Source organism: Marinomonas arctica, from assembly GCF_003259225.1.
GTDB lineage: Bacteria > Pseudomonadota > Gammaproteobacteria > Pseudomonadales > Marinomonadaceae > Marinomonas > Marinomonas arctica.
In genome coordinates this window covers 1-19590 of record NZ_QHJF01000015.1, presented here as the reverse complement: position 1 = coordinate 19590, position 19590 = coordinate 1, and the positions used below count along the sequence as shown (strand labels likewise).

The window sequence follows — 19590 nt, the reverse complement described above, 5'->3', positions numbered from 1 at the left end:
GCTAAACTCCTAACGTACTTTTAAGGTGGCAAAACCCACTAAAACAAGGCAAACCGTAATAATCCAAAAACGCACAATGACTTTTGGCTCAGCCCAACCTTTTAACTCAAAATGATGGTGAATCGGTGCCATTCGGAATATTCGTCGTTTGGTTAATTTATAGGAAGCGACTTGCAGTATTACAGAGACTGTTTCCATCACAAAAACGCCACCCATAATAAACAACACCAACTCTTGACGGACGATAACAGCAATCGTGCCTAACGCCGCACCTAACGCCAGAGAACCCACGTCCCCCATAAAAATTTGAGCAGGATAGGTGTTAAACCATAAAAAGCCCAACCCCGCCCCAGCCAGCGCAGCACAAAACACCAGCAGCTCTCCAGAACCATGTACATAAGGGATGAGCAAGTAATCAGCAAAGCGAATATTACCGGTTAAATACGCAAAAACCCCCAGCGCACCGCCCACCAAGACCGTTGGTAAAATAGCCAACCCATCCAAACCATCGGTTAAATTCACCGCATTACTGGTACCCACGATAACGAAATACGTCAGCACAATAAAAAACACACCTAAAGGAATAGCCACATCTTTAAACAGAGGCACAATCAACGCCGTTTCCGCGGGTGTACTGGCGGTGTAATACAAATAAAACGCAGCGGCGAGACCAAACACACTTTGCCAAAAATATTTCCAGCGACCAGGGAGACCACGTGGGTTTTTCTCTACCACTTTTCGATAATCATCTACCCAACCCACAACGCCAAATGCCAACATCACCAGCAGCACAACCCATACATACTCGTTGCGTAAATCCCCCCACAAAAGCGTGCTCACGGAGATTGAAAAAATAATCAACGCCCCGCCCATTGTTGGCGTTCCCGCTTTCGATAAATGCGTCTGAGGACCGTCATTACGCACTGCTTGACCAATCTGTAAACGTTGCAACAAGACAATGACTTTATTGCCAATCAGAAGAGAAATAGCCAATGCCGTAAGAACACCCAAAATAGCGCGCAGAGACAAATAATTAAATACAGTAAAAAATGTATGGTATTTACTTAAATAAGCCGTTAAGAGAAGTAACATTGGTAAGGAATATCCTAATTAATTAATGCTTCAATGACATTTTCCATCTTAGCCGAGCGAGAACCTTTGACTAAAATAGCGTGTTTTTTATCTAACGGACGAACTACTGTCGCCGCTTCATTATGCGTATTACAAAATATTGCATTACCACCTGCGCTTCGAAAAGCCGCGCCAGCAATACCCGCTACAGGACCAACACAAATCAAACACGAAATCCCTTTACCCTTAGCATACATCCCTAACTCGTTATGAATACTGTCTCGCTGATCCCCAAGCTCGGCTAACGCACCTAAAATCAACCAAGTTTCTTCTACCGACTGTATCGCCAATACATCAATTGCCGCTTTGACTGATGACGGGCTGGCATTGTAACAATCATTAATTAATAGCGCGCCATTTTTTGTCTTAAGACGCTCTAACCTGCCTGAAACCAACACTGGCGAAGCCAATTTAGCGACCGCTTCTTTAAAATCAACCCCGATGACTAACATGGCTAACACCACTGCCATGCCATTCGCGATTTGATGTCGACCTGCACCAGCAATAAGAACAGGAAGCGCTGTCCCACTATAATGGAATATCGCTGTACTGGATTCCGCCCCCAATACTAGATCAGAGGCATATAAGTCCGCAGACTCAGTAAAACCAAAAGAATACACTTTTCTACCGGCTGCGATACCACACCAATAATCAAAAAAGGCATCATCTGCATTAAGAATAATACTGGCATCAGGAGCCGCCCCCGAAATCAAACCACCTTTTTCTTTAGCAATACCTTCGAGACTACCCAAGCCTTCAAAATGACTGCCACTCGCATTCGTTAAAATCACCACGTCAGGAAACGCAATTCTAGCCAATAAAGGGATTTCACCCAAAAAACTAGTACCTGTCTCAATCACAGCAACATCATGATGCTTTTCTAATTCAAGCAGCGTTTGCGGCACACCTATCTGATTGTTCAAATTGGCGCGTGTTTTTAACACATTTTTGCCAGAAAGTGACTGCGCCAACCAATCCTTTACGGTTGTTTTACCATTACTGCCAGTAATACATACAACAGGACCCTTAAAAGCGCCACGGATCAAGCGGGCAATGGCACCATAAGCCAATGAGGTATCTGCCACTTTGACATAATTAGGCACATCAACATCATGCTCAGACACAACCGCGATCGCGCCATTATCAACCGCCTGCTTCACATAATCATGCCCATCAAAGCGGGCGCCTTTCAACGCCACAAAAAGACAACCAGGAGATAGCTTTCTCGTATCAGTAACAACTGCATTAAGCGCGCAGTTCTCACCAACCAGCTTGCCATTACAAGCCAGAGCGATATCCGAAAGAGTCAAATCAATTAACATAAGCTTCTACCGCCTTCAACGCCTCTTCTTTATCATCAAAATGATGCTTAATACCTTCAATATCTTGATAAGTCTCATGCCCTTTACCAGCAATCAAAACCACATCATTTGGGCCAGCCGACAAGATAGCTTGACGTATCGCAACGCGACGATCAGGCTCAAAACTAAACGCCTCACCTTGATTGGTTTGCGCTAAAATATCGGAAAAAATTTGCTCTATCGACTCAGTGCGAGGATTATCAGATGTTAACCATACGCAATCAGCATTTTGCATAGCTGCCGCCATCATTAAAGGTCGCTTGCCTCTATCCCTATCACCACCACAACCAAATACACAAATCAATCGACTACTGGAATGCGCCTTCAAGGCCTGTAACGCCACTGCTAGCGCATCGGGAGTATGAGCATAATCCACCACAACAAGTGGTGAATGAGGTAAATGGACTTTTTCCATTCGACCAGGCGCGCCAGACAAGCAGGACAAACCCGCAATCAAACGCTGTTTGTCATCAACATAAGCCCAAAGACTGGCCAACGCAGCCAATGCGTTTTGCACGTTGAATCGACCCAATAAGGGCAAAAACACTGGCACTTCACCGTCTGGATGACACAGAACAAATCGGCATCCTGCTGACTCCAGCGCTAACTGCTTAACATAAAAATCGGCCTTTGAGTTTTGCTCACTATAATAATAGTGGCGTGAATCAACAGCGCTTTCAGCCATGAAACCTGCATAAGCATCATCCAAACAAAATACGGAATGCGTCACACTGGGAAACGAAAACAATCGCTGCTTGGCCAGAGCATATGAATTCATATCACCATGATAATCAAGGTGATCGCGGGAAAGGTTTGAAAACACCGCCGTCTGAAAGGGCACCCCTTCAAGACGCCCCTGATCCAAAGCATGAGAAGAGGCTTCAAAAGCGACAAAATCCACACCCGAGTCCGCCATTGCCATCAAAATAAGGTGCATAGACAACAGATCTGGCGTTGTTTGTTTTGACTCAGACAACTTATCCAAGGGGCCCACACCAAACGTCCCCACCAACCCGCTCTTAAAACCAACAAATTGAGCCAGTTGAGCCACATAGAAACAAATAGAAGATTTTCCATTCGTACCAGTAACTGCCACCATTTTTTTCGGCATGCGACCAAAATATGCATGCAAACATACCACTAACAACCTAGCTGGATCAGCAACCGACAGAAGCTCAATATCATTGCGCTGCAAATGAAGATATTCAGGAACGACCGCTACTTTGCAACCTAATGCAACCACCTGATCCAAATGATCCCAGCCATTTGATGCGACGCCCGGCAAAGCAAAAAACACCGCATCGCCATCCACTTTTCGACTGTCGGTCTCCAAATGGCTATAAACAGCAGAATGCGGGATATCCTCTAAAGGATACCCCGCCAAATCGAGTAATTGAGTATGATGAATTTGACTCATCTAACCACCCTGCACCACTTGGTAAGGCGCTTTCTTAGGCTGCAAACGCACTTCTCTAAGCCCTTCTGGCAAATCTGGGTAAATATTCAATGTCGTCAGCGCCCCTTCCATTACCCGAGAAAAAACAGGAGCAGCAACTTCACCACCATAATATTCTCGACCTTTAGGGTCATTGATCATGACGACCATTGCCAGTCTTGGGTCAGATGCTGGAGCAACGCCCGCGAAAAGAGCGATATATTGATCGTATTCATACCCCTTTGAACCCACTTTATGAACCGTACCCGTCTTACCTGCCACACGGTATCCTGGGATTTGTGCGGCCTTGCCGGATCCGCGCTGCACAACGGCCTCCATCATTTTCACCACATCTTGAGCAACCTTATTCGGAATCACTTGCTTACCATCGGCTGGAGCATCCTGTTTAAAAATAGTAACCGGCACTCGATAGCCACCATTAGCCAGTGTCATATAAGCTTGCGCCAGCTGAAGAGTGGAAACAGACAAGCCATAACCATAGGATAAAGTGGCAATCTCAGACGGGTGCCACTTAGGATGAGAAGGCAACACACCAGACGCCTCGCCAGGGAAACCAATACCCACTGGAGAACCAATCCCTAACTCATAATCCATATTCCAAATGGCATCCTGTGGCAGTGACAAGGCAATCTTAGAGGCACCAACGTTACTTGACTTGATTAATAGTTTTTCAAAATCGATAACACCATAATTGGCCGCATCACGAATGGTAAAACGCCCAAATCGCATAAAGCCTGGTGACGTATTAATCGTCGTTTCTGTCGTATACTGCCCAGACATCAAAGCAGCAGAAATGGTGAATGGCTTCATGGTGGAGCCAGGCTCAAACAAATCAATCACTGCACGATTGCGCAGTTCTTCATATTCAAGTTTAGAGCGATCATTAGGATTGTAAGACGGCTGGTTCACCATCGCCAGAATCTCGCCCGTTTTTACATCTAAAATCACCGCAGACGCCGATGTAGCGCGATGTTCAGTCACTGCTGCCTTTAGCTCTCGATAAGCCAAATATTGCAATCTTAGATCAATACTCAACTCAATATTTTCGCCTGGATGCTCTGCTTCTTCCACACCCACACCGCGAATAATATTGCCGGTCAGATCTTTTACATAACTGCGACGGCCCGGCTGCCCTTCTAAAGCCTGATCATAAGCAAGCTCAATACCCTCTTGCCCCTTATCATCAATATTGGTAAAACCAACAACATGAGAAGCCACTTCACCAGCAGGGTAAAAGCGTTTATATTCTTTTGTTTTGCTCACACCCACCACGTTCGCCGCCATAATAGCGTCGGCTTCATGGGGGGGTATTTGCCGCTTCAAATACATAAAAGAGCGACCTTTATTCGCTTCAAATCTTTCTTGCAACCAAGCTCTACCAACGCCCATCACCTCAGCGAGACGCTTAATCTCCTCTTCAGGCCCCACGTTTTGAGATGGATCTCGTGGCAACTTCCACAACGCCTTAGGATTGGCAATAATGGTCCACGTCGGCGTACTCACTGCTAAAGGCTCGCCACGGCGGTCTAGTATCATGCCTCGGGTGGCTGGAATAGCCTCTGTTCTCACTGCACGAATTTCGCCCTGATTTTGCAAAAAATCCTTATCCACTACCGTTAAGTAGAAGAGGCGACCTCCGGCGACAAGAAACAACAGCAATGCGATGCCGTATACAAAGATGAAGCGCCATTTTCCTGGGGTTTGAACACTGTTTTCAATATTCATGGTTTCACTATTATCAATTCATCCTGAGAAGGTGCATGCATTTGCAAATCTTTAATCGCCGCCTGCTCTAGGCGACTTGGCTGGGTTAGTGCACTTTGCTCAAGCAACAACTGCCCCCATTTCACTTCATAATCCACTTCATCCTGCTTCAACGTCTGAAGATAAGAGAAGTCTTTTCTAAAATCGTACACTTGAATCACCACAGCCATGGACACTGTGGTCAACACCAAAACCCCAACAATGAATATCAGCGGCAAGAAACGCGCGTTAATCACTGACTCGCTCCAAAACACGCAACACAGCACTTCTGGATCGAACGTTCTCACTCACCTCTGCTTGAGATGGTTTGATTGCCTTACCGACGGTTTTAAACTTAATATCAAGGTGTGCATTTTGAATCGGCAAATGTCTTGGCAACTCAGGCCCTTTTGCTTTTAACTTCATAAAGCGCTTAACAATTCGATCTTCAAGAGAGTGAAAGCTAATAACGGCCAAGCGACCACCCACTTTTAGAGCCTGCGCGGCGGCCTCCAAGCCCACTTCCAAATCCCCTAGCTCATTATTAATATGGATTCGAATACCTTGGAAAGCTCGAGTAGCCGGATTTTTGCCTTTTTCCCAAGCTGGGTTTGCTTCCGCAATAATTTTTGCCAGTTGCAGCGTGGTTAAAATCGGCGTATGTGAACGGTACTCACAGATGGCTTTTGCAATGCGGCGGGAAAAACGTTCTTCACCATATTGATACATCACATCCGCCAACTCTTTTTCATGAACAGAAGCAATCCATTGAGCGGCACTAATGCCCTTCTCTGGATTCATTCGCATATCCAATGGGCCATCATTCATGAAGCTAAAGCCACGCTCAGCATCATCGATTTGAGGAGAAGAAACCCCCAAATCCATCATCACACCATCCACTCTATCCACACCAAAGACGTCCGTAATGTGCTCAGCCATATTGGCAAAGCTGTCTTGAACGATAGTGAAACGAGTATCTTCTTGCTCTAAAGATTTACCATGACGAATGGCCACCGGATCTTTATCAAAACCGAGCAAACGTCCGTTATTAAGTTTTTCCAGCACCAAACGAGTATGGCCACCACGACCAAACGTGCCATCTACATAAAGACCATTCGCGTCGGTTACTAGCATATCGACGGACTCATTAAGCATGACGCTTATGTGTTCTGCCATCGTCTTTGTCATAAAGAAATATCCATCATGGTTTCTGTTTGTAAGTCCGCAAGAGCATCTTGGGATAAATAATCTTCACGCTGAGCTTCCCATTCCTCTTGGCTCCAAATTTCTAATTTTTTGCCTTGTCCAAGGATGGTCAGTTTCTTATCTAAGCGTGCAAATTCACGCAGCGGTGCAGGCAATAAAATTCTGCCCGCGTTATCCACTTCCAGATCAGTTGCATGCCCCACCAGTAGACGCTGAAGACGTCTAGCCTGAGGCTGAAAAGTTGGCAGCTTGTCTAGCTTTTGCTGAATCAACTCCCACTCAGACAAGGGGTAAAGCAGTAAACATCGAGAAACAGGATCTATGGTAACCACTACGCCGTCATCGTCGTATTGGGCAAGATCATCACGCAAGCGTGCAGGAAGCGACATACGCCCCTTTGCATCCATACTTACTTGATGAATCCCACGAAACATTGTCATATCCCACTTATCGACACTTTATCCCACAATTTAACACCTTTTTATCAAAATAGTAAAAAAATATTGCGTAAAAATGAAAACAGATAAAAAGCGGGCACAAAAAAGCCGCTTATGAAGCGGCATTTGATTAAAAACAAAACAAAAAAGAATAAAATGAAGATTCAGGCAATGAGAGACTAAAAAACAACCTAGCTATTAGGTCGACAGCGCGAGCCTGAAAGGGAAACATAAAAGGAAGAAGAAATTGCAAGTTGGCCGATAAGCCGGGTTCTGTCGTGGACAGTCATTCATCTAATACGTACATCACTGCACGTCTTTAGCAACCTACCCGAACTCAGCGCGGGTCACGCCAAAGAGTTCCTATTTGGTCTTGCTTCAAGTGGGGTTTACCTAGCCACGAACTGTTGCCAGTCGCGCGGTGCGCTCTTACCGCACCATTTCAACCTTACCGGCAGTAAACTGCTTAGGCGGTGTATTTTCTGCTGCACTTTCCGTAGGCTCACGCCCCCCAGGCGTTACCTGGCACTTTACCCTGCGAAGCCCGGACTTTCCTCCCCCCAATAAATTGAGCGGCGACTGCCTAGCCAACTTGCGACGGGCATGTTACTTACCTATGAAGACAATAACAAGGGCTTTTTTCCAAAAGAGCAATACAACACACTTTCTAGAAAACCACCTAAGCCACTGGCAGCTGGAAACACACCTCCAATCCACCCTCTTCACGATTGCGAGCCATTATTTGCCCCTTGTGCGCACGAATAATACGCTGAGAAATAGTAAGACCGACACCAAAACCACCGCTATTCGCCTCTCTCGCCTCAGAAGAGCGATAAAAGGCATGAAATATTTTCTCTAACTTATCATCAGAAACACCAGGGCCATTGTCACGCACATAAATAAAGGCCGTGCCTGCCTTTTCCTGAGTTTCAACCTCAATCACTCCACCACAACCTGCATAAAAACACGCATTACGAAGCACGTTTTCAATAGCATGACGCAATTGAAGAGGATCACCTAAAATGGTTTTCGGGATACGACCAATTTTCGTCACCGAAATCCCTTTAAGCTGACTCTCAAAACTCACATCCGCAACAATTTCACTTAACCATTCCTGAAGATCCATCTCTTCTTTTATAAGAGAAGCGGCCTCTAGGCGACTTAAAGTCAACACCTGTCCAATCAATTCATCAAGCTCATGAAGCTCGGTGCGTATGCGGTGAAGATACCCCTTTTGCGCTTCCGTTCCATACTTATCTTCCGCAATAGTGAGCGCCACCTCAATCCTAGCAAGCGGCGTTCTTAACTCATGAGAAACATCTCGCATCAAACGCTCTTTGGACGACAGTAACGTTTCAATCCTCACCGCCATCTCGTTAAACTCACGCGCCAACTTACCGACGGCATCGCTTCTTCGTGCTAACTTATTTTCTACCCTAGCGGTCATATCCCCTTGCCCAAAAGAGCGCGCCACGCGCTGCAACTTGAGCAAAGGCCCCAACAACCAATAAGCCAACACACCACTTGAAACAAACAAGCCAAGCAAAGAGAAACCAACCACAGCCTCAGGCGCTAACGAACTAATTTCAGGATCAGGCTTGAATATCAGTAGATATTGGACATTATTACCACCAATCACCTGAATAAACTGACTGTGTAAAAAATCCGCCGCTGGCCGAGTGGATGAACTCGGCGTATTCTGCTCTCTAAAATTACGCGGCAAAGGCTTAAGAAGAGGTCGACCATTTTCTTGATACAAGTAAATGGTCCCAGACAAACGCTTCTCAGCCTTTTTCGTTTCTTCTTGCAAAGAAACAATACCAAACTTTTCATACCCAGCGACCAACTGAACACCAACATCACCCAACAAATCAGCGGACACCTGGTTGCGTTTCTGAATAAACTGCACCATCCCTAAACCAATACTAACCACAATAATATTGGACAGTAACACCACCAGAAACACACGCAGAAAAGTATTTTTCATAAAAAATTAAGCACCCTGCTCATTTGACACAAAAATATAGCCAACACCACGCACCGTTTTAATTCGCGGGTCGCCATTTTCCAAATTGCCGATCTTCTTGCGCAGATTACTAATATGCATATCCAAACTACGGTCATACATAGTCAACTTACGGCCTAATGCTTTTTCAGAAAGCTCCTGCTTAGTTAGCACTTGACCTGGGGCCATCAACATACACTCTAACAAAGTATATTCAGAGGTCGTTAACTCTACTAATTCACCCTCAAGATAAACCGTACGATCTTTACGACGCAACAACACACCAGAAAGATCGATATCGGCCGTTGGATCATCTTCGCGCTCTTGACTAGCTCGACGCAGAATCGCTTTAATACGCGCCAGCAACTCACGCGGGTTGAACGGTTTTGACAAATAATCGTCTGCGCCCATCTCTAAGCCAAGGATACGATCAATATCATCGCCTTTTGCTGTCAACATAATAACGGGCACAGCGCTCTTGTTACGAATCTGTTTTAACGTTTCAAAACCATCTAATTCCGGCATCATCACATCCAGAATAATGATATCTGGCATATCAGCCGCCATCAGTTCTAAAGCCTCACGCCCATTCCAAGCATGAGCAACTTCATAACCCTCACCATCAAAGTATTCCTTTATTAGATCCGACAAACGAGCATCATCATCAGCAAGCAATAACTTAACCATAAATATTTCCTCTCATTTTTCCATTATTTAGCAGATGGTTACATCGCCATAAATTCAATTGTAAATATTACCTTAGTGCCCAGCAAACTCCTCCCCCTCTTTTCACTCTATTTACAAAGAATACTAATATGATGAACTTAGCTACTCGCAAGAACGAAAAAAGCCGCAAAATGCGGCTTTTTTTACTACACAATAAAATACGCTACGACTTACTGCTTGAAAGGATCGCGCAATACAATCGTTTCATTACGGTCTGGACCAGTAGAAATAATATCCACAGGCACACCCACTTGCGCTTCTAAGAAACGAATATAGTCTTGAGCATTTTTAGGCAAAGCTTCGAAACTTGGCGCACCGACTGTCGATTCAGTCCAACCAGGCATCTCTACATAAACAGGCTTGGCTTGCTCATACCCTTCACTATCAACCAACGAACCCGCAACTGGATTACCATCAGCATCAGCGTAAGAAACACAAACCTTAATGACAGACGAACCGTCCAATACATCCAACTTAGTTAAGCAGATACCAGAGACAGAGTTAATCTGAACCGCATGACGTAAAGCCACCGCATCAAACCAACCACAACGACGCGAACGTCCCGTTGTCGCACCAAACTCATGACCGCGACGACCTAAACGCTCGCCATCTTCGTCAAACAGTTCTGTTGGAAATGGGCCAGACCCTACACGAGTTGTATAAGCCTTGGTAATCCCCAACACATAATCCAAGTACAAAGGACCAAATCCTGTACCGGCAGGCGCTCCGCCCGCAGTTGTATTGGAAGATGTCACATAAGGATAAGTACCATGATCCACATCCAACAATGAACCTTGCGCACCTTCGAACATAATGTTCGCACCCGCTTTACGCAAATCGTGAAGCAAGGTAATAGTGTCAGCAACCATTGGGCGCAAGAACTCGGCCATTTCCAAGCCTTCAGCGTAAACCTTATCAAAAGAAATAGGCTCTACTTTGTGGTAATTCGTTAGAATAAAATTATAGTACTCAAGCACTTCTTTCAGCTTAGTAGCAAAGCGCTCAGAGTCCAACAAATCACCAACGCGAATAGCACGGCGAGCCACCTTATCTTCATAAGCAGGCCCAATACCACGCCCCGTTGTACCGATCTTTTTCTCACCCTTAGCAAGCTCACGAGCCTGATCAATCGCAATATGGTAAGGCAGAATCAATGGACAAGCCGCGCTGATTTTCAAGCGCTCGACGGCAGGCACACCTTGCTCAAGAAGTTCAAGCACTTCCGTCTTCAATGCTGCCGGAGACAAGACAACACCATTACCTATGATGCACTGAACGCCATCGCGCAAGATACCAGAAGGAATCAAATGCAAGACCGTTTTCTTGCCATCGATCACCAAGGTATGGCCAGCATTGTGACCGCCTTGAAAACGTACAACTGCAGCAACATCTTCAGTAAGCAGGTCGACAACCTTACCCTTACCTTCATCGCCCCATTGAGTGCCTAGAATAACAACATTTTTACCCATAATTTCAGGTCTCATTTAGATAGTTCTTAAAGAAAAGTCTAGCTTCGAACCGGCAGCAACTGCCAAGCCCCATCCACAAAATCCAACTTAAAATCTGCTTTTCCAGTGTAATGGTCATCCAAAACCTCTACAACTTGGTAACCTTCAGCACGCAGAGAATTCACCTTCAACCACAACTCGTTACTTGAGCAAATTGGCGACAGTACTGTTTTTGGTTTATTGACAACAATATCCGTCAAAGCAACCAAGGCTTTTACATCCGTGCTAAAACCGGTCGCGGGCCTGGATCGACCAAAGACCTCGCCGATATTATTGTAACGCCCGCCACGCGCAATCGCATTACCGTGACCTGGAACGTAAGCCGCAAATACCACACCCGTGTGATAGCTATAAGAAACCAAATCACTTAAATCAAAATGCAGCCCAACATTAGGAAAACGCTGACAAATAGAACGGCTCACATCTTGCAACAAAACAATGGCATCACGAATGGATTCATTCACACCGCCAAGCAATTCAGAAGCGCGCTGCAACACATCCTTGTCACCACACAAACGCGGCAACCCTACCAACCACTGCTTCTGAACGTCGCGCAGGCCGTTAAGACCATCCACATATCGATCTAACTCAGGCAAATCTTTCGCTTTGTAAAGCTCAATTAATTTACCCTCCTGTTCTGCAGTTAGATCGCAAGCGGAAAGAACACCACTGACAACATCGACATGCCCCAAATCAAGCACAACATTAGACAAGCCAGCAACAGACAAGGTTTGCAACATCAAAGACAATACTTCAATATCACTTTCTACACCGCCATGACCGTAAACCTCCGCTCCTAACTGAATAGGGCTACGAGTACCATCTAAGCCAGCCGGCATAGTTCTCAAGACACTACCGCAATAACTCAAACGCTGAACCCCATCATCCTTAAGACAATGAGCGTCGATACGAGCCACTTGGGAAGTAAAATCAGCGCGTATCCCCAAAAGCCGACCCGATAGCTGGTCAATCACTTTAAAGGTTTCAATTTCTAGGTCTGAACCAGCACCCGTAAGAAGGGAATCCAAATACTCTAAAAGAGGGGGTATTACTAATTGATATCCCCAGCTTTCGTGGAGATTAAGCAGAGTTCTTCTAAGGTGTTCGATTTTAGCGGCCTGCTCTGGCAACGCCTCATCAACGCCCTCAGGAAGCAACCAACGATCTGCTAATGTCATTAAATTATCCTCTTAGCTTCGTGTCAGCAAAAGAAGCATTAATCCAAGAAACATACTAACCGCCCCCAGAATGCGCAAATTCAAATCTGAGCTCGCGATTGCTTTCACCATTATTTCCCTCCACACATTGGGAGCCAGAAAAGGCAAAACACCCTCGGCGATCAATAAAAGGCTGACGCCAACCAGCAGCGACTGCAACAATTCCTGCATAGATTCTCTTTATTTTGACCATTAAAAAACCGGGCTTGGCCCGGTTTGTGTAATAGTATCATGTTTCCCATTTTAACAAATAGGCTTCACGTACGATTATTAACGAATATGGATGCTATTTCGTACCACCACGAGTCGAACCATTCAAATATTTGAAGAATTCGCTATCTGGTTCAAGTACAAACAAATCATTGCTACCACTGAAGCTTTCGCGGTATGCCTGAAGACTACGATAAAACTCATAGAATTCTGGATCCTGCGTATACACTTTAGAATAGATAGCCGCCGCTTTAGCATCACCGTCACCGCGTATCATCTCTGCATCACGCTGAGCTTCCGCTTCAAGAACGACCTGTTGACGATCAGCGTCAGCACGTATCCCCTCAGCCAGCTCCAAACCTTTCGATCTGTGCTCACGAGCTTCACGCTCACGCTCTGTTCTCATACGCTGATAAACAGATTCACTGACATCAGGCGGCAAATCGATTCGCTTAACACGAATGTCAACGATAGAAATACCCAACTCACTCTGAGCAACTTGGTTTAAATCATCACGCAACTCGGTCATTAACTGGTCTCGCTGACCAGAAACCACCTCATGCATGGTTCGCTCACCAAACTTATTTCTTAGCCCGGTATCAACACGAGAAGACAACACTCGGTTCGCAACAAACTCATCACCCGATGTAGCTTGATAAAACTTCGCGACAGAATCAATCTTCCATTTGACATAAGAATCCACAATAACGGCCTTCTTCTCTAACGTTAAATAACGCTGAGGACGAGAGTCCATTGTTAGAATTCGAGCATCAAACTTCTTAACTTCATTCATAATCGGGAGCTTAAAGTGAATGCCAGGCTGAACATCTTCCCGAACAATCTCACCAAACTTAAGCACAACCGCGCGCTCTGTTTCTTTGACAACAAAAAGTGTCTGAGAAGCAATCAATACACCGAGAAGAACAACAAATAAAACTGAAAAAGAAAAGCCTTTCATTAGTTTCTGCCCTCTCTACGAATGGTTGCACTTTGACGCTTACGTATCTCGTCAAGCACCTGATCTGTCAACGCCCCAATGTTTCCAGAGCTCATAGAACCTGTACCTGTAGATGATTCAGCACGCTGCTTCATAAGCTGATCCAAAGGCAAATACATCATGTTATTGCCACCTTCAGTGTCAACAACAACCTTATTCACATCTTTATAAACCGTTTCCATCGTTTCAATATACAGACGGCGACGTGTTACATCTGGTGCTTTCGTGTACTCACGGTACAAACGATCAAAACGATCTGCCTGACCACTTGCACGAGCAACAATCTCAGAGCGGTAAGCTTCAGCTTCTTCACGAATACGCTGCGCACGACCACGAGCTTCTGGAATGATACCATTCGCATAAGACTCAGCTTCATTTCGTACACGCAACTCATCTTCTTTCGCCTTGATAACGTCATCAAACGCTTCCTGCACCTGAGTTGGCGCCTGAGTATTTTCCACGTTCACTTTCGATATCAACACACCAGTACCGTAAGCTGTGCTGTAATCCTGAATTCTTACTTTCACTTCTTCCGCAAGCAATTCTCGACCTTGCGTTAGAATTTGATCCATCTCAGAACTACCGACAACATGGCGAAGCGCACTTTCTGTTATCTGAGCAAGAGATTCTTCAGGATTACGGACGTTGATCAAGAAATCCTTCGGATCCTGCACTGAGTACTGAACCGAAACACCTACCTCAACAATAGCGTCATCAACCGTCAGCATGAGTGCTTTGTGATCATGAGAACGAACTTTAGTAACATTCACTTTACTGACAGAGTCAATCATTGGTGGATTCCAATGTAACCCAGGCATAACCGTAGAATGATACTTACCTAAACGAAGCACAACGCCTCGCTCTTGTTGATCCACCTGATACACGCCTGTTGCCGCCCATAAGGCAAGCAACGCCAACAAAATAATAGCAATTAAACTGCCACCAAATTTGCCAGACATGCCGGAATCACCACCGTTAGAACCACCAGATTTGCGGGATTTTTTAACTCCCAACATATCCATCAGTTTACGGAAGGCCTCATCCAAATCTGGAGGACTTTGATCTTTACCTCCAGCCGGCTTACGACCCCAAGGATCATTATCGGCGTCTTTCTCACGACCTCCGTCCGGGCGCCCAGCACCATTATTACGGTTCTTATCTGGATTCCATGGGTCATTGTCGTTATTACCCGGTTCATTCCAGGCCATACTACGTCTCCACTTTATTTTAATGATAACCCTGTACGACTCATGCAGTTTCTATCTGATCCTCAGACATACCTGCGCGAGCCAAAATCTGTAAATAGTCTTTTTTAGGCAACTTCACATCAAGAACAGAACGACCACTTTCATCGAAACGCTCCGATCTGACAGCACCATGCTCAAACAGCATCGCCCTTATGCGCCCATACTTACTGGACAAATAAAGTGTTTCACTAAAAACATCCTCCGCCAATAGCTCAGAGATGGCCTGTTTAAGCAAATCAACACCTTGACCATCACGAGCAGACAACCAAACTCGGAAAGGGTTCCCGTCAGCGTCTCTATCGATACGAGGTTCCGTATCTGCCAAAGCGTCTATTTTATTAAATACTTTTAACATCGGCACCTCATCGGCACCAATTTCTTTTAACACAGAATCAACGTGCGCCATATTCTCATCACGCGAAATATCGGCAGCGTCAACGACATGCAAAAGCAAATCCGCTTCAGATGACTCTTTCAAGGTCGCCTGAAATGCCTTGATCAATCGGTGTGGCAACTGACGAATAAACCCAACCGTGTCCGCCAATACGATAGAGCCAATTTGCTCCATCTCAAGGCGACGTAAGGTTGGATCCAATGTTGCAAATAGCTGATCTGCGGCATACACATCCGCCCCTGTCGCTCGGTTGAATAAAGTCGACTTACCTGCGTTTGTGTAACCCACTAATGACACAGTAGGTACAGCAGATCGGTCACGAGATCGACGACTCTGGTCGCGCTGTGACTCGACTTTTTCCAATCTTTTCTGAATAGACTTGATACGCTCTCTTAACAAGCGACGGTCAGTTTCAAGCTGCGTCTCACCGGGCCCACGCATACCTATCCCGCCTTTTTGGCGTTCCAAGTGCGTCCAACCTCGAATAAGACGAGTTGACATATGCTGAAGCTGAGCTAACTCAACTTGCAACTTACCTTCATGGGTGCGTGCGCGTTGTGCGAATATATCAAGAATTAAACCTGTGCGATCAAGCACACGACATTGAAAAACACTTTCTAAATTACGCTCTTGGGAAGGAGACAAAGCATGATCGAAAAGCACGACTTGCGCACCTTCACGATCAACAATGTCTTTTATTTCAGCTAGCTTGCCAGTACCAATGTAGTACTTAGCATCAGGACGCTGACGAGACCCCGTTACAACCGCAACGGGGTCTGCGCCAGCCGAAATAGCAAGCTCAACAAACTCTTCAGGTCCATAAGTTTCACTTTGATCACGAAAATCTATATGGACCAATACAGCTATTTCACCACTATCTGGACGTTCAAAAAACAATCTGGTATTCCTCTGCTTGCCCTGTGAAAGACAAACTATTCAGCAGCATCTTCCGGCTGATCAGGAGACGGGACGCGGATAGTACGAGAAGGTACTACCGTAGAAATGGCATGTTTATAAACCATTTGACTGACGGTATTTTTCAACAGAATCACAAACTGATCGAATGATTCGATTTGACCTTGAAGTTTAATTCCATTTACAAGAAAGATAGACACTGGCACTCTTTCTTTGCGTAGAATATTTAGATAAGGGTCTTGTAATGATTGCCCTTTTGACATTGGAATCTCCTTAAGTTAAGCGCAAAAAATTAAATTAAATATTGATAAAACAATACTGTAGATACTACACCAATTTTTTATCTATTTCCCCTATATAATCCTGCTTTCGATGTAATTCAAGGCATCAGGCACAAGATCTTTTGACAAACTGTCAAAAATCATCAAATCCTCCCATCCTCTTAGCCAAGTAAGCTGTCTCTTAGCCAGTTGACGTGAGGCGACGATACCTTTAAAGATAGCATCATCTAGCAAATCGTCACCGTTTAAATATTGCCATAATTGCCGATAACCGACACAACGCATAGAAGGCATCTCAATAGACAAATCGCCACGTCGATAAAGCCCTTCCACTTCCGCCAAAAAACCTTGATCCATCATATCGTAAAAGCGCTGCTCGATACGCTGATGCAAAACACTGCGCTCTTTCGGCATAACGGCCAAATTGATCATGTCAAACGGCAACGACACAGATTCCTGCTCCGCCCAAAGCTGAGTCATCGACTTCCCTGTCAAGCGAAACACCTCTATCGCTCTTTGTAACCGCTGAGGATCATTGGGATGAATCCGCAAAGCCGCTTCAGGATCCACTTTTTGCAACTCTTCATGCAGCGACGCCCAGCCTTTTATTGATGCTTCCTCTTCAATCATAGCGCGCATTTCAGCATTTGCATTAGGCATTTCAGCCAAACCTTTTTGCAAGGCATTAAAATACATCATAGTCCCCCCGACCAGAAGCGGGGTTTTCCCTTTAGACAAAATGTCTTGTGCATGCTCGACGGCATCCAAAACAAAATCGGCAGCCGAATAGGATTCAACAGGATCGATAATATCAATCAGTCTATGTGGCGCCTTTGCCAACAAAGCAGCATCTGGCTTTGCGGTTCCTATGTCCATACCCTTGTACACAAGCGCCGAATCCACACTAATAATTTCAAAATCATGATGCTGGGCAAGCTCAACCGCCAACCCAGTCTTCCCTGAAGCCGTCGGCCCCATCAAGCAAACTACATGTGGCTTTGCCATATTAACGCCCCCTCAAAAAGAGTTTATCTAAATCAGACATACTCAAATGCGCCCAAGTTGGCCTACCATGGTTACACTGCCCGCTCCGCTCGGTGACTTCCATATCACGAAGAAGACTGTTCATTTCTGCAATGGTTAACTTACGATTCGCACGCACCGCACCATGACAAGCCATTGACGCCATCAACTCATTTGCCCGTGACGCCAACAAATCAGAGACGCCGTTCGCCGACAAATCACTGATGACGTCACGCACTAGACCTTCCACATCACCCCGTATAAGTATAACGGGGACTTCACGCACCATAACACTTTCTAACCCTGTTCTTTCTACACAGAACCCAAACGCACCAAACACCTCACCACTTTCCTCAACAAGATCTGCCTCACTTTGCGACACAGCAATATTAATGGGAACTAAAAGGGGTTGAGATGAAATGTTTTTTTGATAAAAAGCCGCCTTCATACGCTCATACACAATGCGCTCATGAGCGGCATGCATATCCACCAAAATAAGCCCTTGCTCACTTTCTGATAGAATGTACACACCATGCAACTGCGCCACGGCAAAGCCTAATGGCGGCACGGTTTGATAATCAGACTCTGACCTCTCGAATGGGTTCTCATTTTGCCCCACATCGCTTAAAGGAGCGACCTCCCTGACCTCTCCTGTTTCAGGGTCAACCACTTCCGTTGAAGACACATATTGTTGCGCATAACCCGATAGACGACGCATGCCATCAAGCTGCCCGCGCACCTCCGAGGTGCCCACCGAATTCGTCGCTGATCTCATCCAATCCATAGAGGACGCTGTAGCGCGATTAGATAAAGGCAAAGCCGATTGCTCAGTAATATCCGCTGCGCGCGCACCTTCGACACTCCCTACAGGGTCATTCATACCTGTAGGAGCAGCATCAGACTCTGGCCGAACATCCGCGATTGCCTTATGAATTCGACTGAATAAAAAATCATGCACTAAGCGCCCATCGCGAAAACGCACTTCGTGCTTAGTAGGATGCACGTTAACATCCACGGTAGAAGGATCTAACTCAAGGTACAAAACAAACGTAGGGTGCCGACCGTTATATAAAACATCACGATAAGCCTGGCGCACAGCATGAGCCACCAACTTATCTTTAACCACACGACCATTCACAAAGAAATACTGCAGATCCGCCTGAGACCTAGAGAATGTCGGTAGACCAATCCATCCCCACAGACGCAATCCCGCCGCTTCAACATCAAGCGTCAACGCGTTTTCTATAAACTTTTTTCCCAACAAAGTGGCGAGTCTATGCTCAGCATGGAGCTGATCGGTTACGGGCCGAAGATCATAAACCTGCTTACCATTATGACTTAGACGAAAACCCGTTTCGTAACGACTCAATGCCAGTCGTTTCACCACTTCTTCCAAATGGACGAACTCGGTCTTTTCAGTACGCAAAAATTTACGACGGGCGGGGGTATTAAAAAACAAATCTCGCACTTCAATGGTCGTGCCCTGAGGATGAGACGCAGGACGAACCGCTGCGGCCATGTCTTTCCCCTCAGCTTCAACACGCCAAGCCTCTTGTTCGTTTTCGGCTCGAGACGTAAGGTGCATCCTAGATACAGAGCTAATACTGGCCAATGCTTCACCACGAAAACCGAGAGTGCGAACCGCCTCCAAGTCATCCAAGGTGACAATTTTGCTTGTCGCATGACGACTCAAGGCCAACGAAAGATCTTCTTTCATAATGCCGGTGCCATTA

General features: G+C 45.6%; 18 protein-coding genes and 1 other RNA gene. All 19 read right to left on the bottom strand.

From position 1 onward, the window contains the following. Positions 1-9: 9 nt before the first annotated feature. The gene (gene mraY / locus DK187_RS10265) at positions 10-1092 is read right to left on the bottom strand and encodes a phospho-N-acetylmuramoyl-pentapeptide-transferase (protein ID WP_111607266.1); all 1083 of its coding nucleotides are present in this window, start codon (positions 1090-1092) and stop codon (positions 10-12) included. Positions 1093-1106: 14 nt separating this feature from the next. Next, positions 1107-2453, bottom strand: coding sequence for a UDP-N-acetylmuramoyl-tripeptide--D-alanyl-D-alanine ligase (locus DK187_RS10260; protein ID WP_111607265.1), 1347 nt, complete (start codon positions 2451-2453; stop codon positions 1107-1109). After that, positions 2443-3909 carry a UDP-N-acetylmuramoyl-L-alanyl-D-glutamate--2,6-diaminopimelate ligase gene (locus tag DK187_RS10255; RefSeq protein ID WP_111607264.1) on the bottom strand — a complete coding sequence of 489 codons (1467 nt, stop codon included), beginning with the start codon at positions 3907-3909 and terminating at the stop codon, positions 2443-2445. Before DK187_RS10255 ends, DK187_RS10260 begins: the two co-directional genes overlap by 11 nt. Further along, complete coding sequence (locus DK187_RS10250) at positions 3910-5673, bottom strand: peptidoglycan D,D-transpeptidase FtsI family protein (protein WP_111607263.1); 1764 nt, start codon at positions 5671-5673, stop codon at positions 3910-3912. It abuts the gene before it with no gap. Further along, positions 5670-5948 carry a cell division protein FtsL gene (gene ftsL / locus DK187_RS10245; protein ID WP_111607262.1) on the bottom strand — a complete coding sequence of 93 codons (279 nt, stop codon included), beginning with the start codon at positions 5946-5948 and terminating at the stop codon, positions 5670-5672. The genes DK187_RS10250 and ftsL overlap by 4 nt, the downstream gene beginning before the upstream one ends. Next, complete coding sequence (gene rsmH, locus DK187_RS10240) at positions 5941-6879, bottom strand: 16S rRNA (cytosine(1402)-N(4))-methyltransferase RsmH (RefSeq protein WP_111607261.1); 939 nt, start codon at positions 6877-6879, stop codon at positions 5941-5943. The genes ftsL and rsmH overlap by 8 nt, the downstream gene beginning before the upstream one ends. Then, the gene (gene mraZ, locus DK187_RS10235; RefSeq protein ID WP_111607260.1) at positions 6876-7331 is read right to left on the bottom strand and encodes a division/cell wall cluster transcriptional repressor MraZ; all 456 of its coding nucleotides are present in this window, start codon (positions 7329-7331) and stop codon (positions 6876-6878) included. The genes rsmH and mraZ overlap by 4 nt, the downstream gene beginning before the upstream one ends. A 249-nt stretch (positions 7332-7580) precedes the next feature. Then, positions 7581-7929, bottom strand: an RNA gene (gene rnpB, locus DK187_RS10230) — RNase P RNA component class A. A gap of 84 nt (positions 7930-8013) precedes the next feature. Beyond that, positions 8014-9321: a HAMP domain-containing sensor histidine kinase gene (locus DK187_RS10225; RefSeq protein ID WP_111607259.1), complete on the bottom strand. Its 1308-nt coding sequence runs from the start codon at positions 9319-9321 to the stop codon at positions 8014-8016. A gap of 6 nt (positions 9322-9327) precedes the next feature. Continuing rightward, positions 9328-10026, bottom strand: coding sequence for a response regulator transcription factor (locus tag DK187_RS10220; RefSeq protein WP_111607258.1), 699 nt, complete (start codon positions 10024-10026; stop codon positions 9328-9330). Positions 10027-10235: 209 nt separating this feature from the next. Then, positions 10236-11534, bottom strand: coding sequence for an adenylosuccinate synthase (locus DK187_RS10215; protein WP_111607353.1), 1299 nt, complete (start codon positions 11532-11534; stop codon positions 10236-10238). 38 nt (positions 11535-11572) lie between these two features. Beyond that, complete coding sequence (locus DK187_RS10210; RefSeq protein WP_111607257.1) at positions 11573-12751, bottom strand: ATP phosphoribosyltransferase regulatory subunit; 1179 nt, start codon at positions 12749-12751, stop codon at positions 11573-11575. Positions 12752-12763: 12 nt separating this feature from the next. Continuing rightward, entirely contained in the window at positions 12764-12961 is a 198-nt protein-coding gene (locus DK187_RS10205; RefSeq protein ID WP_111607256.1) for a DUF2065 family protein, read from the bottom strand. Between the two features lie 115 nt (positions 12962-13076). Continuing rightward, entirely contained in the window at positions 13077-13958 is an 882-nt protein-coding gene (gene hflC / locus DK187_RS10200) for a protease modulator HflC (protein ID WP_111607255.1), read from the bottom strand. After that, positions 13958-15205 carry an FtsH protease activity modulator HflK gene (gene hflK, locus DK187_RS10195; protein WP_111607254.1) on the bottom strand — a complete coding sequence of 416 codons (1248 nt, stop codon included), beginning with the start codon at positions 15203-15205 and terminating at the stop codon, positions 13958-13960. Before hflK ends, hflC begins: the two co-directional genes overlap by 1 nt. A 40-nt stretch (positions 15206-15245) precedes the next feature. Beyond that, positions 15246-16535 (bottom strand): ribosome rescue GTPase HflX, encoded by a 1290-nt coding sequence (gene hflX, locus DK187_RS10190; protein ID WP_111607253.1) that lies wholly within the window; start codon positions 16533-16535, stop codon positions 15246-15248. A 35-nt stretch (positions 16536-16570) separates the two neighbouring features. Then, the gene (gene hfq / locus DK187_RS10185; RefSeq protein WP_111607252.1) at positions 16571-16816 is read right to left on the bottom strand and encodes an RNA chaperone Hfq; all 246 of its coding nucleotides are present in this window, start codon (positions 16814-16816) and stop codon (positions 16571-16573) included. A 90-nt stretch (positions 16817-16906) separates the two neighbouring features. Then, positions 16907-17839, bottom strand: coding sequence for a tRNA (adenosine(37)-N6)-dimethylallyltransferase MiaA (miaA, locus tag DK187_RS10180; protein ID WP_111607251.1), 933 nt, complete (start codon positions 17837-17839; stop codon positions 16907-16909). Position 17840: 1 nt separating this feature from the next. Then, positions 17841-19590, bottom strand: a 1750-nt coding sequence (mutL, locus tag DK187_RS10175) for a DNA mismatch repair endonuclease MutL (protein ID WP_111607250.1), incomplete at its 5' end; no start/stop codon positions are given.